The sequence below is a fragment of the Altererythrobacter sp. MTPC7 genome, assembly GCF_042851395.1.
Lineage (GTDB): Bacteria > Pseudomonadota > Alphaproteobacteria > Sphingomonadales > Sphingomonadaceae > CAJXSN01.
Genome location: NZ_BTGS01000008.1, coordinates 63113 through 77881, shown reverse-complemented (window position 1 = coordinate 77881; position 14769 = coordinate 63113). Strand labels below are relative to the sequence as shown.

Here is a 14769-nt window from a genome sequence, read left to right as displayed (position 1 = left end):
CGCCTAACCGCTTACATCGTAGTCGATCGGCTTGAACGTCCCGCCATTGGAAGCGTAGGCCGCGCAGGCCGTCAGTCCGATCACCAGGTCCATCTCGGCGCGGAAGCTCGTTTGGGTTCCGGGCACTGATTGCGGCGGTTCGACGGACAGGGTCCCGGCGCGCGCCACGGGCACATTCATGAATACGTTGAAGGCCGTGGGGATCGCGTCCCGGTCTACGCCGTAGGGCTCCAGCGCTTCTGCAAGATTCCCGAAACAGCCGCGATGGACAGGCTTGTCGGGATAGAAATGGCGGAACGTGTCTTTCGAACAGGGCGTCAGCAGGAAATCATGGGCAGGGGCCGTATCTTCCAGGATCGTCAGCATGGGGTTCGACCGGTTGGACCATAGCCGCGCGCCCGTGGTCAGCATGATCCGCTCTTCGTAGTCGAAAGTCCGCCCGTTGGAGAGGATTTCGCCGGGGTCCGTCCGTGACACGGCGAGCAGGTCGCTGACCTGTCCGCCCTCGGGATCGATCACGGTCAGGACCTGCCCCTTCGACAGTTCGATGGCAGTGCCGGTGCGCGGCTCGATACGGTTCATCGCTCGTTCCTTGGATCGGAAAAGGGGCATTGCCAGTCATCATCCACGACGCGTCCGCTATATTGCCGGGCTTCGCTGATGGTTCCGTGGCGCGACAGCATCGGGTTGATCGAGCCATCGAGGTTTTCGTCCCGCTTCAGGATGGTTTCGCGCATCCGCTCGTAACGCTGCGATGCGCGCAGGGCTTCGAACTGGTCGTGCAGGTTGAAGACCAGTGTGGGGAAGGGCGCGCGGCGGGCGGTTCGCGATGCTGCCGGATGCATTCCGACGACGAAATACGCCTTTCCCCCGAAACTCATGGAAAAATGGGGATCGGCGGGATCGCTGCTGACTTCGGGATCGTATTTCTGGCCGCGCCAGTCGTCCTTGGCGGCAAGCGAATTGAGCCGTTCCCACATAGCGGCCTCGAACTCCGCTTCGTCCAGATTGCCGGGTCCGCCGAAAACCACCGCGAGGCTGCGCAGGCCGGTGGGATCGTCGGCATAGTCACGGCTCCAGCCCAGCAGTGCCTGATGTATCTCGATATCGTTCCAACCGCTGACAAGCGAACGCGCCGTCAGGATTTTCAGGCGGTTCGTCGCTAGGGCGGACTTCGCGCCCACGCAGGGAAAATCGTCTGCCGCGATATGTTCGCGCAGTGTCGCCGCGAGGATGTCCGTCCCGCGGTCCCGAACCTTTTCCCTGGAGAGTGTCTCGATCATCGGGACACCGACGCTTGCCGCGCCAAAGCGTTGCGACCATGCAACATCGATCAAGCGGAAGGGCTAGGGAACGCGGGCTAGGGCGCTCGGGTTTTTCAGGAGGAACGGTTGAACAACGGCACTTTTACGCGCTTCCAGGTCTACGGCCAGCGATGCAGCGGAACGAACGCACTCATCAAGCTGCTGGAGCGCAACCTGCCGGAGTTGGAGTTCACCGAGGTGTTCGGTTTCAAGCACTGGCTCGTGCCGCCCGGCGTCGCCATCCCCGATGACGTTTTTGTCGTCGTGATTGCCAGGGAAGCGGGTGAATGGCTGCGCAGCCTTCACGCAAAGCCGTGGCACGCCGTACCGGAATTGAAGCAACTGGATTTCGCCGAGTTCATTCGCGCCGAATGGCGCAGCGTGTGGGACGACGATTTCTGGGGCGTGGAGGAAGGGCATCCGGATTTCGGGAAGCCTATCGCGGAAGAAATGTGTCCCGATACCGGCAATCCGTTCGCCAATGCCATTGCCATGCGGACAGCCAAGCTTGGCAACTGGCTCGACGTCGCCGCCCGTGCGCGGGGGCACGCCTTGCTTTCCCACGCGCAACTGGTGGCCGAGCCGCAGCAGGTTGTGCGCCGGATTGCCGGTGCCAGCGGCACGCCCATGCGCGGCGACTTCGTGCCCGTGACCTCCTACAAGGGGCAGGATAACCGGCCGTTCGAGCCGGTGCGCCACGAAAAATTGGGTCCCGAAGATGCCGCCCACGTCTCGCGCTATCTCGACCCCGGGATAGAGCGCCAGTTCGGCGTCTGAACGTCGGAGCAGGGGCCCCGGCCTTGGTCGTCAGGCGGTTTGCCGGATGATGAGCTGCGGCGGCAGGACCAGGCTCTCGGTATCATCGCCGCCCATGCGTCGCAGCAGCAGGTCGACCAGCCCGCGCGCACCGGCTGCAATGTCCTGCCGGATGGTGGTCAGGGCAGGCTGGGTCTGCGAGGATATCGGAAGATCGTCGAAGCCGATGAGCTTGATCGAACCCGGCACATCCACGCCGCGCTCCTTTAATTGCTTCAGGCCTGCGATCGCGATCATGTCTGTCGCTGCAAATATCCCATCGATTTCGCCCGCATGACGCTCGAGATGCCGGGCTATGTCGCCGGCGGCCTTTTCAGAACTCAGATGCGTCGCCCACTGGCGGATCGGAACGCCGCGCTCGTCCGCGACCGCCTTCGCGCCCGTCTGGCGTGCGGCGAATTCAATGGCCTGCGTTTCGCCCATGAAAGCGAGTGACGTGCAACCTGCCGCGATCAGCCGCTCCGCTGCCAGCTTGCCGCCCAGCACGTTGTCGGTGCCGACGACACAGTGGCGCTGGCCTTCCTGGTGGTTGCCCCAGACCACCATCGGCAGATAGCCGTCGGCGACATCCTCGATGCGGTCGAACTGGTCGGACTGCCCGACGACGATAACGCCATCGACCAGTCCCGAACCGATGAACCGGTCCAGCCAGTCCTCGTCCTTGTCGGGGATGACGCGCCTCAGCATCAGGTCGTATCCGCGCTCGGTCAGCTCGTCCGCAAGATAGCCGAGCAGGGTCATGAAGAACGTGTCCGACACGTGCTGGCGGCGATCGTGGCCCAGCGGGATGACGACACCGATGACCCCGGTTTTCTGCCGCCGGAAACGGCTGGCCATCTGGTTCGGGCGGAAGCCGTGGTCGCGGGCGATGGCCTCGATTTTTTCGCGCGTCCGGGCATTGACCAGGCTCTTGCCCGCCAGCGCGCGCGACACGGTTCCGGGCGACACGCCGGCCAGCTTCGCCAGGTCCGTTATCGTGCGGACCCGGACCGGGCCGCCTGTTTCCTTTACCGGATCGTCATCTACCATGGGCCGGGTATAACCTAGCCGCGTTCCGGCTGCATCACCTTAGGCACGGGGCGTCCCGCATCGACGAACATCGTCGCAATCGCGCCGACGATCATCAGGACGCCGCCCAGAACCAGCACGTTGCGCGGATCGCCGCCCAGCAGCGGTTCGTAGAACAGCGGCATGGTCAGCGTCTGGATCAGCATCGGGATGACTATGAACATGTTGAAGATGCCCATGTAGATGCCATTGCGCTCTGCCGGAATCACGTCGGACAGCATGACATAGGTGTTGCCCATCATGCCTGCCCAGCCGATGCCGATGCCCAGCATCAGGACGAACAGGGCCGCCGTTGTCTCGACGCCCGGGATCATCAGCATCGCACCGCCCGATGCGGTCAGGCAGATGGCGTGGACCAGCCGCGCTCCCAGTCTGCGCACGATGGGTATCAGTGCCAGCGCACCGAGAAAGGCGATGAAATTGTACAGTGCGCCTGCCTGCTGCGTCGTCAGTGTCGCCTCGCGGAAGGCGGCGCTGGAAGGGTCGGACGTATCGTAGAGCGAACGCCCGACGGCAAAGGTAATGTACTGCCAATAGGCGAACATGGCGTACCACTGGCACAGCATCGCGACCGACAATTGCCGCATAGCGCGGGGCATTTCACGGATCGCGGACACGATTTCGGACGCGGTTGCCGCAATCGTCATGGGCTTCGCGTCGAGATCGGCTTTCATCTCGTCGCTCATCGGCAGCTCGGGCACGCGCCATACCGACCATACGATGGTGCTGATCGAAAGGATGGCCCCGATGATGAAGGCGATTTTCACGATAACCGGAATGCCGTTCGCATCCAGCACGTCCTGCGCCACGAAGGCCGTCAGCAGGGTCGGCGCGAGATAGGAAAGCGTCTGCGCGAGGCCGGTAAACGCGCTTTGCGTCAGGAAGCCGGTCGAACGCTGGTCCGGGACCAGCCGGTCGGCCACATAGGCGCGGTAGGGTTCCATCGTGATATTGTTGCCGGCATCCAGGATCCAGAGCAGAGAGGCTGCCATCCAGAGCGCACTGGAATAGGGCATCAGGAACAGGCTGATCGAGCAGATGATGGCGCCGATCAGGAAATACGGCGTGCGGCGACCCAGGCGTGAATTGGTCCGGTCGCTCATCGCGCCGATGATCGGCTGGACGAGAAGCCCCGTCATCGGCCCGGCAAGCCACAGGAGCGGCATCGTCTTTTCCTCTGCACCGAGGAAGCCGTAGATCGGGCCCATATTGGCCTGCTGCAGTCCGAAGCTGAACTGCAGGCCGAAGAAGCCGATATTCATTTCGATGATTCGCAGCAGCGAAAGCCGCGGTTTTCCGGCGATTTTCATAAATCCTACCCTCTCCGATCGCCGCTCTTGCGGTCGCCTCTATCCGATGGGTGTCACATAAAGGGTTCGATTGCAAACGTTTGCAGTTTTCTCTTGCAAACGTTTGCATCGGGACTATGCCTGATAGGCGAATCGATAAGAATTCACCTCTGGGAGAGAACAATGCAGTTTCGTCACGTGCTCGCCGCAGGCGTTGCCCTGTCCGCTATCGCCACCCCGGCCATGGCCCAGAATACCACCGATGCGGTCGACGGGGATCCTCTCCTCGAAGGTCCTGCCGCCGAAAGCGACGTCATCGTCGTGACCGGTGTGGCCCGCGGCCAGAACCGGCTGGAATCCTCCGTTTCGGTCAGCAGCGTCGATGCGGAATCGATCGCCGACCTGAACCCGCGTTCTTCCGCCGACCTCATTCGCCAGATCCCGGGTATCCGGTCCGAGGCGTCGGGCGGCGAAGGCAATGCCAATATCGCGGTGCGCGGCATCCCGGTCTCGACCGGCGGCGCGCGCTACATCCAGCTTCAGGAAGACGGCCTGCCGGTCCTCGAATTCGGTGACATCGTCTTCGGCAACTCCGACAATTTCATCCGCGCCGACCGCTCCGTCGGCCGGGTCGAGGCCATTCGCGGCGGCTCTGCTTCCACGTTCGCTTCCAACTCGCCGGGCGGCATCATCAACTTCATCTCGAAGACCGGCCGCGAGGAAGGCGGCGCGATCGTGCTCAGCACTGGGCTGGATTTCGACACCAATCGCGTGGACTTCGACTACGGCACCGCGCTGAGCGACGTGGACCTGATCCATATCGGCGGCTTCTACCGCCAGGGCGAAGGTCCCCGCGACATCGGCTATGACGGGTTCCAGGGCGGCCAGGTCAAGGCGAACTACACCCGCGAATTCGATGCCGGCTACATCCGGTTCTACGGCAAGTACCTGAACGACCGGACGGCGACCTTCCTGCCGCAGCCGGTCCTGGTGAACGGCACGGCGGACAATCCTGACTATACGCCGATCGCCAATTTCGACCCCGCGACCGACGCGCTTCAGTCGCAGTACTGGACCGATCCGGTAACGCTGGGCCGCGACAACCGCGTCGACAATTTCGATTTCCGGAACGGGCTGGAAGTGGAATCGGTCGCGGTCGGCTTCGAAGCGGAGGTCGATTTCGGCGGGTGGACGGTGACCGAGCGGTTCCGGGTCGCGGACAACAAGGGCGGGTTCCTCTCGCCGTTCCCGGCCAGCGCGGGCGACGCGCAGGGCGTCGCCGACGGCATTGGCGGACCGGGGTCGAGCCTCGTCTTCGCCAGCGGACCGAGCCAGGGCCAGACGGTCGCCAATCCTGCAGCACTGGGCGGCAACGGTATCGTCAGCCAGATCGTTCTGTTCAACACTCGCCTGAACGGCCTGCGGAACATCTCCAACGACCTGCGCCTGTCGCGCGATCTCGACTGGGGTAGCGGCAGCGGCGCGATCACGGCGGGCTTCTATGCCAGCGAGCAGGAGGTCAACACGACCTGGCTGTGGACCTCGCATCTTCAGACCACGGAAGGCGACGGCAATGCCGTGCTGCTCGATGTACGCGACGCGAACGGCGATCTCGTCACGCAGGGCGGCAATGTCGGCTACGGTGCCAGCTTCTTCGGCAATTGCTGCCGCCGCATCTACGATGTCACCTACAAGACCTATGCTCCGTTCCTGTCGGTATCGGGCGAATTCGGCGCGCTGACGCTGGATGGCAGCGTGCGCTACGATTTCGGCACGGCCAAGGGGCGGATCGGCGGCCCCGATACGGGCGTGTCGGCCCGTCCGGGCGTGGTCAGCGTCGACTTCAACGGTGACGGCACAATTTCGCCGGCAGAGGCGCAGACCAGCTGGATCCAGCCGGACAGCTTCGCCCCCGTCGATTACGACTTCGGCTACCTGTCGTTCTCGATCGGTGCGAACTACCTGCTGAGCGACGACCTTTCGATCTTCGCGCGCTACAGCCAGGGCGGACGTCACACGGCCGATCGCAGCCTGTTCTCGCCCGCAGTCAGCACCGTCACCGGCGATACGCCCGGCGGCGACAGCGGTGTGATTGCCGATGTCGACCAGCTGGAAGGCGGTCTCAAGTACCAGGGTGCCGGCGTGCGTCTCTATGCGACGGCCTTCTATGCCAAGACGGCGGAAACCAATGTCGAGATCGCTCCGCTGCTGCTGACGGACAACACCTACGAAGCATTCGGGGTAGAGCTGGAGGGCAGCTATTCCTTCGGGCCGTTCTCGCTTTCGGCAGGTGCCACCTGGACCGATTCCGAGATCGAGGATGCGCTCAACCCGGCGATCATCGGCAACACGCCGCGCCGCCAGGCCGATCTCGTGTTCCAGGGCACGGCCCAGTACGAGAACGACTTCTTCACCGCCGGCCTGAACGCGGTGGGGACGACGGACAGCTTCACGCAGGACAATAACGACCTCGTCCTGCCGGGCTACACGCAGGTCAACGCCTTCGTCGCGATCCGTCCGGTCGACCGGGTGGAGCTGTCGGTGAATGCGAACAACCTGTTCGACGTCTATGGCTACACGGAGGCCGAAGAAGGCTCGATCCCGGGGAACAACATCGTTCGCGCCCGCTCGATTGCCGGCCGCACGATCACGGCTTCCATCCGTCTCGATTTCTGATCGGGTCGCAGGAGCAGGGGCCGGCCGGGACATTCCTCCCTCCGGTCGGCCCCGACTTTTCGTGTTTGCATGGTCGAAGCCTCGATCGCCATCGACGATGGCCTATCTTTCCGCACTCTTGTCCAGGACGCCCAGATGACCAGCGCGTGGCTTCCAGAACATCTCGGAACACTGACCGCGGGCGACGCGCACCGCGTGCCCCCGGTGGATCCATCGGTGGATCGCACCCGGCATCCGCGCCTGCGCAGTGATATGGTGTACTGGGACATGTGGCCCATCCAAGCACCGGATGGATCGATTGCCGACTGCGCGGGGCGCGAATTGTGGATGGCCCTGACCGCGCCCGACAGGGGCGATCCCGCGCTGCGTCATTTCGAGGCGAAAATCCGCCTGCTCGAACGCAGCGGCGGACATTGGATCGACCGGGGCGCCGTGTTGCCGGACGAGCCGCAGCCCTACGAGCGGGAGTGGGCGGGTTCCGCCCTGCTGGACGGGACGGATGTCCACCTCTTCTTTACCGCTGCCGGCGTCGCGGACAGGCCGGGAGGTTACCAGCAGCGGCTGTACGAGGCGAAAGCGACCCTTGGCGCTGACGGCTTCCCCGCCGGCTGGTCGCAGCCGCGCCCGTGCCTTGCGTCGAATCACCCCGCCTACCAGTTGGCCGATGCGCATGAAGGCCGGGCGGGCGAGATCAAGGCGTTTCGCGATCCGGCCTTTTTCCGCGATCCTGCCGATGGATCGGAATATCTGATCTTCACCGCCTCGCTGGCGGACGCAAAATCCGAATTCAACGGGGCCGTGGGTATTGCGAAGCGGCAAGCCGGGGGCTGGGACCTGCTTCCTCCGCTGCTGCAGGCAGACGGGGTGAACAACGAACTGGAGCGCGCCCACGCTGTATTCCATGACGGTCGCTATTACCTGTTCTGGGCCACGCAGCGCTCCACCTTCGCCCCGGGTCTGCGGCATGCCCCGAACGGCTTGTACGGGATGGTCGCGGACAGCCTGTTCGGGGAATATCGGCCCCTGAACGAGAGCGGCCTCGTCCTCGCCAATCCGGAAGCGGACCCGGCACAGACCTATAGCTGGTTCGTGTCGCGCGAGCTGGTGGTCAGCGGCTTCGTCGACATGCTCGTCGAAAGGTCCGATGGCGCCGATACTGCTCGCTTCGGCGGCGTGCCTGCGCCGCTTCTGCAATTGTCGATCAATGGCGATGCCTGCAAGCTGGAAGGCATCGTGGCGGTATGAGGAGCGAGCGGATGCGGTTTGGTGCGATCGAGGCCGGTGGCACGAAATTCGTCCTCGCGGTCGGTTCCTCGCCGCGCTCCATAGATGCCCTTCATGTCATTCCGACCCGGACGCCGGAGGTGACGTTGGCAGAAGCGCTGGACTGGTTCCGCTCTGCCGGACCGATCGACGCCATGGGCATCGGCAGCTTCGGCCCGGCCGTGGTCGATCCGGAGGCGGCCGGTTGGGGCAGTATCGGCAACACGCCGAAGCCGGGCTGGTCGGGCTGCGACATTGCGGGCTTCTTCTCGCGCGAACTGGATGTACCGGTCGGTTTCGACACGGATGTCAACGCGGCCGCGCTGGCCGAAAGCAGGTTGGGCGCAGGGGCGGGGCGGGGAACGCTCGCCTATGTAACGGTGGGCACCGGGATTGGCGGGGGCCTGGTCATCGGTGGCGAGCCGGTCCACGGCGTCGCCCATCCTGAAATGGGCCATATCTTCCCTCGCCGTGCCGGGGGGGACGAGGAGTTTACCGGTATCTGTCCCAGCCATGGCGACTGCCTGGAGGGGCTGGCATCCGGCCCTGCCATCATGCGCCGCTGGGGCCGTTCGCTTTCCGACCTGCCACGCAAGCACGCGGCACATGGCATCATCGCGGATTACCTGGCGCAGCTTTGCCATTCCATCTTCGCCATGACGGCTGCCGAGCTGATCGTTCTAGGCGGCGGCGTATTGGGCACGCCGGGCCTGCTGGACCGGGTTCGCAACCGGGCGGCAGGGCTCAATGCCGATTACCTGCCAGGAACGGCGGCACATTCCATCGTGGCGCCCGGCCTGCGCCAGGGTTCGGGACTGGCAGGAGCCATGATCCTGGCCGAAAGGGCTGGGCGCGAGCTGTACTAACGTTCGATGACATCGCGCGACATGGGTGCCAGTTTCGCCAGCAGGCGGTTCTGCGCGGCGAAGGGGATGTCCTGCTCCCGCATCGCCTGCTGCAAGTTCTCGACGAGGGCATTCATGTCCTTGCGCTGCACGCCCATCGCGTCGTGCGATGCCCTCATGTCACGGCCGGTATAATCGCAGCCCGCGGCAAGGATGTAACAGAATTGCTCGAACAGCGTGCGGCGCAGGCGGACCATGTCGTGCCCTGCGAAAATGTCGCTGATGCGCGGGTCGTCCAGGTTGAGTTCGATCAGGCGGTCCGAAATGGCACGAATGCCGTCCTGCCCGCCGAAGGTTTCGGCCATCGATGACTCGCCAAAGGGATCTGCGCCGGCATTTTCGTTGCTCTGCACGTAGGGATCGACCGGCAATTCCCCGGTTTCCGGATCGCGCACCTGTTCCTCGACGCCGAACTCCGCATCCCAGTCGATGTCTTCGGGGGGAGCCTGCTGCAGGAGGAGAGCAATGGTAAGGGCAATCATGGCAGTTTCCTAGAAAGCGAGCTGTGCCGACAGCAGGCCGCCGCGCTGCTTTTCGAACGTGGCGATCGTGCCGAGATCGGCATAGGCGGCAGTGACGGTCAGGTTGTCGGTCACGGCATAGGCCGCGAAAAGGTCGAACCAGTCATCTTCTCCGAGGCCCAGATTATCGGGCTTCGTCCGGAACTCCGCCCCCACGACGGCGCGGCGGGACAATTGGCAGGCGGCCGTGCCTTCGAACTGGAGGGAATAGCCTTCGCCCGCAGCGCTGCCATATCCCAGCAATCCGCCCTCGTTGGCCTTCGTCGCGCGGGCCGTGGCCCCGACCAGGATGGAATGGGAAAGGACGAGCTTCGTCGCGCTGACGGTGAAATCCGTGCCACTGGTATCCGCCGCGCCCACGGCCAAGGCGATGGGGCCGTCGCGATTGACCTTGTGCTGCACGCCGACACTGATCTGCGGCAAGAGCGGATCGCCATAGACGGTATCGCCCAGCACCCGCAGCTTCGCCCCGAACACGTCCTGGCTGATGATCGTTCCACGTCCGATGCCCAGGGCCTCGCCAGCGGCGCGCGTATCGAAATTCTGCCGCGCATAGGACAATTCCACGCGGTTGCGGTAACCGATAGCCGCGCCGTGGCTCTGCCACCGGAAATCCGGTAACTCGGCACCGGTCACATGGGCGCTGATGCCGACGCCGCGGTCGCTTTCGCGCCCCGCGATCGTGGCCCATGTGGCCAGTCCGCCGCCGCTCGCGCCCTCGACGGTCGAAACGCCGTTGGTCAGGACGAGCTTGTCGTCCTCGAACCACACGAGATCTTCCGCGGCGGCCGGGCATAGGGGAGCAGTGAGGACGAGCGCGGCAAGGAGATAGCGGCGGTAATTCATGCCGAACGCCCTAGGCCGGGATGGTTAACAGCCGATAAAGCGTGTGTTGACGGGGTCTTAATGGCAGCCGTGTAGCTGCACGCTCATGAAAATGCGTTTTCCCGCAGCCATGGCGGCCCTTGCGTCCGTCACGGGCCTTCTCGCCGGCGCAGCCTTCGTCGGTACGCCCCTCCATGCGCAATCGGCAGGTGGCAGCGACCTGAAGGTCCAGGTTTTCGACCAGCGCGGCGCCCCTGTGCGCGATGCCGTGGTGGAAATCCATCCGGCCGGAGGGACAAGCGGGCCCATTCGCTTCCCATGGCGCATGGCGATGGCGCAGAAGGACCAGCAGTTCATTCCCGGCACGCTCATCGTGGCGAAGGGCAGCACGGTTGCCTTTCCCAATCTCGACCGGGTCCGCCATTCCGTCTACAGCTTCAGCAAGCCCGCCCGCTTCGAAATCGACCTGTATGGCCGCGACCAGACGCGCAAGCAGGGGTTTCCGATTGCGGGCAGCGTCGCGCTTGGCTGCAACATTCATGATGCCATGCGCGGTTATATCCGCGTGACCGAGACACCTTATGCGGCAAAGACCGATGGCAACGGCATCATCCGCCTCAAGAACACGCCTGTGGGCGAGGCGCGGCTGACGGTCTGGCACCCGCAATTGCGCAATGCCGGAAATGAGTTCAGCGGGCCTGTGCGGATCTCCGCAGGCGGCGACGCGAAAAGCGTCCGGATCAAGCTCAGGTGAGCTTGCCCCGAGCATCCGATGTCCTGCGTTTCGGTTCGCTGAAGGTCCGCATCGCGGTCCTCTACGCGGCCCTGTTCGCAGCCGTCCTGGCCGTGATCATCGTGATCGTTGGCAATTCCATCGCCCGTTTCGGCGAGGATACTGCCACCCGCGACTTGCAGGCCAATGCGCGCGTGTTCGACGAATTGCTCGAAGTGCGTGCAGGCCAGTTGCAACAATCGAGCGCAGTTCTCGCACGCGATTTCGGTTTTCGTGAAGCCGTGGCGACCGGTGACCAGCCGACGATGGAAAGCGCGCTCGCCAGCCTGGAAAGCCGTTCCGGCGCGAAAGCATTCATCGTCGGGCTGGACGGGAACCTGGCCGCGGGTTCCGGCGGAATTGTCGATGACCCGGCCGAACTGTGGCGTCCTCTCGATGCAGGCGAAACCCGCGGTATCATTGACCTCGGCGACCGCCTGGGCCTTGCCGCTGCAAGCGCGATCGAGGTCCCCGACCTCATCGGCTGGCTGGTCGTCGCCCAGCCGCTCAACCGGGCCGAACTCGACCGGCTGGTCGACCTTGCGGCGATCGATGTCACGGCGCGCGTGGAGCCCGAAAAGGACCTGCCCGCCTGGCTGCGGGACATCCGTGCAGGGGAACCGGTGGAACGCAGCAAGGGCGAGCGGACGCTATACAACGTTTCCGCCATCGGCGCATTGCAGGACGGCGTGGAGCCGCGCCTGGTGCTGGAACACTCTCTTTCTGCCTCGCTCGCGCGTTACGACGGCTTGCAATACCTCCTGCTTTCCCTCGGCATCGCGGCCTTGCTGCTGGTCGTCGGGCTGAGCTGGCGTGTCGCGCGCACGATCACCGGCCCGATCAAGAAGCTGGACGAGGCGACGCGGGCCATTTCCGAAGGACGCGACGTCGAATTGCGCGCCGATACCCCCGATGAAATCGGCAATCTTGCGCGTAGCTTCAACGCGATGGTCACGGCCATCGACGAACGCGAGCGGCGCATCATCCATGTCGGCCTCCATGACGGGCTGACCAACCTGCCCAACCGCAAGCTGTTCGTGGAACAGCTCAACACGGCGCTCGACCGCGTGCAGGACGGCCACCGGCTGATGGTGGTGTATGTCGACCTCGACGACTTCAAGGTGGTCAACGATACGCTGGGCCATCCGTCCGGCGATGCGCTCCTGCGCGATGTGGCGAACCACCTGAAGGAAGAACTGCCCGACGCACTTGTCGCGCGCCTGGGCGGCGACGAATTCGCGATCCTGCTCGAGAATATCGACGGCGGGGAAAGCCTTGCCGCCAGGGCCGACCGGATCCAGGCGTGTTTCCAGCGGAGCGTGACGTTGAACGGGCAACAAGCGGATTGCTCCGCCAGCCTCGGCATTGCCATCGCGCCGGCGGACGGGATGGACGGTGCGACGCTGATGAAGAATGCCGACCTTGCGCTTTACAGGGCCAAGGGCGAAGGCAAGGCGACCTATCATTTCTTCGAGCAGGCGCTCGACGAGCAGGCGCGCCAGCGCCGCCAGATGGAGCTGGACCTGCGGACCGCTCTGCATAGTGGCGGGTTCGAACTGCATTACCAGCCGCTCTACAACCTGTCGTCCGAACAGTTCAGCGGCTTCGAGGCGCTCATCCGCTGGCCGCACCCCACGCGCGGCATGATCAGCCCAGCCGAATTCATTCCGCTGGCGGAAGAAACCGGCCTGATCATCCCGCTTGGCGAATGGGTCATCCAGGAAGCTTGCCGCACGGCGGCCGGCTGGTCGGGAGACCTGTCGGTTGCGGTCAATATCTCGCCCAAGCAGTTCGCCAAGTCCGGCCTGTCTTCGACGATCCTGCAAGCGCTTGCCAATAGCGGCCTCGCACCGCACAGGCTCGAGCTGGAAATCACGGAAAGCATCTTCATCGCCAATGTCGAACAGACCCTGGCGGCGCTACACAGCCTGCGCGACCTGGGGGTCCGGATCGCGCTGGACGATTTCGGGACCGGCTATTCCTCGCTCAGCTACCTGCGCTCCTTCCCCTTCGACAAGGTCAAGATCGATCGCAGTTTCGTCGAGGACCTGAACACCCAGACCAATGCCCACGCCGTTATCCGCGCGATCACGACCTTGGCAGAGGCGCTGGGCATGGAAACTTTGGCGGAAGGCGTGGAAGAGGAAAGCCAGCTGGACGTTTTGCGGGCAGAGGGCTGCCGCCACATCCAGGGCTTCCTGTTCAGCCGCCCGCTCAGCAGCGACGCGGTGGACGACCTCCTGGCCGATGCGCATGGCCTCGAATGGCGGCGCCGGGCCTGATCCTGCGCCTGAGCGTTCCGCGCGCCTAATCCTTCAGGGTCAGTTCCAGCCGGGCCGGGGGCATGGCGAACAGGCCGGTCACCGCATGGGGCACGTAAGGGTCCTCCAGCGCGCGGATTTCGTCTGACGTCAATTCGAGGTCCAGCGCCGCCACCGCGTCGGAGATATGCGATTGCCTGGTCGCGCCGACGATCGGGCTGGTCACTTCCGGCTTTTGCAGGACCCACGCAAGCGCCACCTGCGCCATCGGCACGCCGCGCTGCTTCGCGATTGTCTCCACCGCCGCTATCACGCGTGCATCGGCGTCTGCCGTGCGGTCGTAGAGGACCGGCTGCAGCCGGTCGGTCTGCGAACGGCGCGTTTCCTGCGCCGCTGCAGGCCGCGCCAGGCGGCCGCGGGCAAGCGGGCTCCAAGGCATGACCGCGATACCGTAATCCGCGCATAGCGGCAGCATCTCGCGCTCTTCCTCGCGGTAAAGCAGGTTGACGTAATTCTGCATCGAGACGAATTTCTTCAGCCCTGCAGTCTCCGCCAAATGCAGCAGCTTCTGGAATTGCCACGCATACATGCTGGACGCACCGAGATAGCGGACCTTCCCGCTGCGCACGATGGCGTCTAGCGCCTCGACGATTTCCTCCATCGGCACGGCAGGATCGAGGCGGTGGATCTGGTAGAGGTCGATGTAATCGGTGCCCAGCCGGCGCAGGCTGTCATCCACCGCGTGCATCAGCGCCTTGGCCGACAATCCGCCCGCATTGGGTGCCTGTTTCCAGCGGAAGAAACCCTTGGTCGCGATCACGAGCTCGTCGCGGTGGGCCATTTCCTTCAGTAGCCTGCCGGTGATTTCCTCGCTCGTTCCGCCCGAATAGGCATTGGCGGTGTCGAAGAAATTGATGCCGGCTTCCAGCGCTTGCCGGAAGAATGGCCTGGCCTCGTCTTCCTGCATCGTCCAGTCGTGCCCTTCGGCCTGCGGGTCGCCGAAGCTCATGCAACCAAGGCACAGCCGCGATACGTCGAGGCCGGACCGGCCGAATTTCACATAGTCCAT

13 protein-coding genes are annotated in these 14769 nt (G+C 64.2%); 6 read left to right on the top strand and 7 right to left on the bottom strand.

All coding sequences use genetic code 11. The features are described from left to right. Positions 1–3 precede the first annotated feature (3 nt). Both ACGHJ7_RS08700 and gntA read right to left on the bottom strand, forming a co-directional pair. On the bottom strand, positions 4–582 hold the full coding sequence (locus ACGHJ7_RS08700) for a DUF1989 domain-containing protein (protein WP_390476417.1): 579 nt from the start codon (positions 580–582) through the stop codon (positions 4–6). Next, on the bottom strand, positions 579–1283 hold the full coding sequence (gntA, locus tag ACGHJ7_RS08695; protein WP_390476416.1) for a guanitoxin biosynthesis heme-dependent pre-guanitoxin N-hydroxylase GntA: 705 nt from the start codon (positions 1281–1283) through the stop codon (positions 579–581). Before gntA ends, ACGHJ7_RS08700 begins: the two co-directional genes overlap by 4 nt. A 108-nt stretch (positions 1284–1391) precedes the next feature. On the opposite strand from gntA, the gene ACGHJ7_RS08690 reads away from it, so the two are divergent. Then, positions 1392–2081, top strand: coding sequence for a hypothetical protein (locus ACGHJ7_RS08690; protein ID WP_390476414.1), 690 nt, complete (start codon positions 1392–1394; stop codon positions 2079–2081). A gap of 30 nt (positions 2082–2111) precedes the next feature. Here the strand turns inward: ACGHJ7_RS08690 and ACGHJ7_RS08685 are convergent, their stop codons facing one another. Further along, positions 2112–3149: a LacI family DNA-binding transcriptional regulator gene (locus ACGHJ7_RS08685; RefSeq protein WP_390476412.1), complete on the bottom strand. Its 1038-nt coding sequence runs from the start codon at positions 3147–3149 to the stop codon at positions 2112–2114. A gap of 14 nt (positions 3150–3163) precedes the next feature. After that, positions 3164–4498, bottom strand: a complete 1335-nt coding sequence (locus ACGHJ7_RS08680) for an MFS transporter (RefSeq protein ID WP_390476410.1) — start codon at positions 4496–4498, stop codon at positions 3164–3166. A 162-nt stretch (positions 4499–4660) separates the two neighbouring features. On the opposite strand from ACGHJ7_RS08680, the gene ACGHJ7_RS08675 reads away from it, so the two are divergent. From ACGHJ7_RS08675 to ACGHJ7_RS08665, 3 genes are all read left to right on the top strand, one after another. Further along, positions 4661–7153: a TonB-dependent receptor domain-containing protein gene (locus tag ACGHJ7_RS08675; RefSeq protein ID WP_390476408.1), complete on the top strand. Its 2493-nt coding sequence runs from the start codon at positions 4661–4663 to the stop codon at positions 7151–7153. Between the two features lie 69 nt (positions 7154–7222). Next, positions 7223–8398 (top strand): glycoside hydrolase family 68 protein, encoded by a 1176-nt coding sequence (locus tag ACGHJ7_RS08670; RefSeq protein ID WP_390476406.1) that lies wholly within the window; start codon positions 7223–7225, stop codon positions 8396–8398. A gap of 11 nt (positions 8399–8409) precedes the next feature. After that, positions 8410–9282, top strand: a complete 873-nt coding sequence (locus ACGHJ7_RS08665; protein WP_390476404.1) for an ROK family protein — start codon at positions 8410–8412, stop codon at positions 9280–9282. On the opposite strand, the gene ACGHJ7_RS08660 is transcribed toward ACGHJ7_RS08665, so the two are convergent. Continuing rightward, positions 9279–9803, bottom strand: a complete 525-nt coding sequence (locus ACGHJ7_RS08660; RefSeq protein ID WP_390476403.1) for a group 1 truncated hemoglobin — start codon at positions 9801–9803, stop codon at positions 9279–9281. The two genes, ACGHJ7_RS08665 and ACGHJ7_RS08660, sit on opposite strands and share 4 nt — an antisense overlap. Before the next feature lie 9 nt (positions 9804–9812). Beyond that, the gene (locus tag ACGHJ7_RS08655; RefSeq protein WP_390476401.1) at positions 9813–10688 is read right to left on the bottom strand and encodes a DUF3034 family protein; all 876 of its coding nucleotides are present in this window, start codon (positions 10686–10688) and stop codon (positions 9813–9815) included. Between the two features lie 85 nt (positions 10689–10773). Between ACGHJ7_RS08655 and ACGHJ7_RS08650 the strand changes: the two genes are divergently transcribed. Both ACGHJ7_RS08650 and ACGHJ7_RS08645 read left to right on the top strand, forming a co-directional pair. Beyond that, positions 10774–11421, top strand: coding sequence for a methylamine utilization protein (locus tag ACGHJ7_RS08650; protein WP_390476400.1), 648 nt, complete (start codon positions 10774–10776; stop codon positions 11419–11421). Continuing rightward, a complete protein-coding gene (locus ACGHJ7_RS08645; RefSeq protein WP_390476398.1) occupies positions 11418–13721 on the top strand; it encodes a putative bifunctional diguanylate cyclase/phosphodiesterase in 2304 nt (767 codons plus the stop codon). Before ACGHJ7_RS08650 ends, ACGHJ7_RS08645 begins: the two co-directional genes overlap by 4 nt. Before the next feature lie 25 nt (positions 13722–13746). Here the strand turns inward: ACGHJ7_RS08645 and ACGHJ7_RS08640 are convergent, their stop codons facing one another. Further along, a complete protein-coding gene (locus ACGHJ7_RS08640) occupies positions 13747–14769 on the bottom strand; it encodes an aldo/keto reductase (RefSeq protein WP_390476396.1) in 1023 nt (340 codons plus the stop codon).

What these genes read in the sequence shown, in the direction of transcription:
- ACGHJ7_RS08700 (WP_390476417.1), bottom strand. Translation starts at nt 582, where the DNA reads ATGAACCGTATCGAGCCGCGCACCGGCACTGCCATCGAACTGTCGAAG.
- gntA (WP_390476416.1), bottom strand. Translation starts at nt 1,283, where the DNA reads ATGATCGAGACACTCTCCAGGGAAAAGGTTCGGGACCGCGGGACGGAC.
- ACGHJ7_RS08685 (WP_390476412.1), bottom strand. Translation starts at nt 3,149, where the DNA reads ATGGTAGATGACGATCCGGTAAAGGAAACAGGCGGCCCGGTCCGGGTC.
- ACGHJ7_RS08680 (WP_390476410.1), bottom strand. Translation starts at nt 4,498, where the DNA reads ATGAAAATCGCCGGAAAACCGCGGCTTTCGCTGCTGCGAATCATCGAA.
- ACGHJ7_RS08675 (WP_390476408.1), top strand. Translation starts at nt 4,661, where the DNA reads ATGCAGTTTCGTCACGTGCTCGCCGCAGGCGTTGCCCTGTCCGCTATC.
- ACGHJ7_RS08670 (WP_390476406.1), top strand. Translation starts at nt 7,223, where the DNA reads ATGGTCGAAGCCTCGATCGCCATCGACGATGGCCTATCTTTCCGCACT.
- ACGHJ7_RS08665 (WP_390476404.1), top strand. Translation starts at nt 8,410, where the DNA reads ATGCGGTTTGGTGCGATCGAGGCCGGTGGCACGAAATTCGTCCTCGCG.
- ACGHJ7_RS08660 (WP_390476403.1), bottom strand. Translation starts at nt 9,803, where the DNA reads ATGATTGCCCTTACCATTGCTCTCCTCCTGCAGCAGGCTCCCCCCGAA.
- ACGHJ7_RS08655 (WP_390476401.1), bottom strand. Translation starts at nt 10,688, where the DNA reads ATGAATTACCGCCGCTATCTCCTTGCCGCGCTCGTCCTCACTGCTCCC.
- ACGHJ7_RS08650 (WP_390476400.1), top strand. Translation starts at nt 10,774, where the DNA reads ATGAAAATGCGTTTTCCCGCAGCCATGGCGGCCCTTGCGTCCGTCACG.
- ACGHJ7_RS08640 (WP_390476396.1), bottom strand. Translation starts at nt 14,769, where the DNA reads ATGGACTATGTGAAATTCGGCCGGTCCGGCCTCGACGTATCGCGGCTG.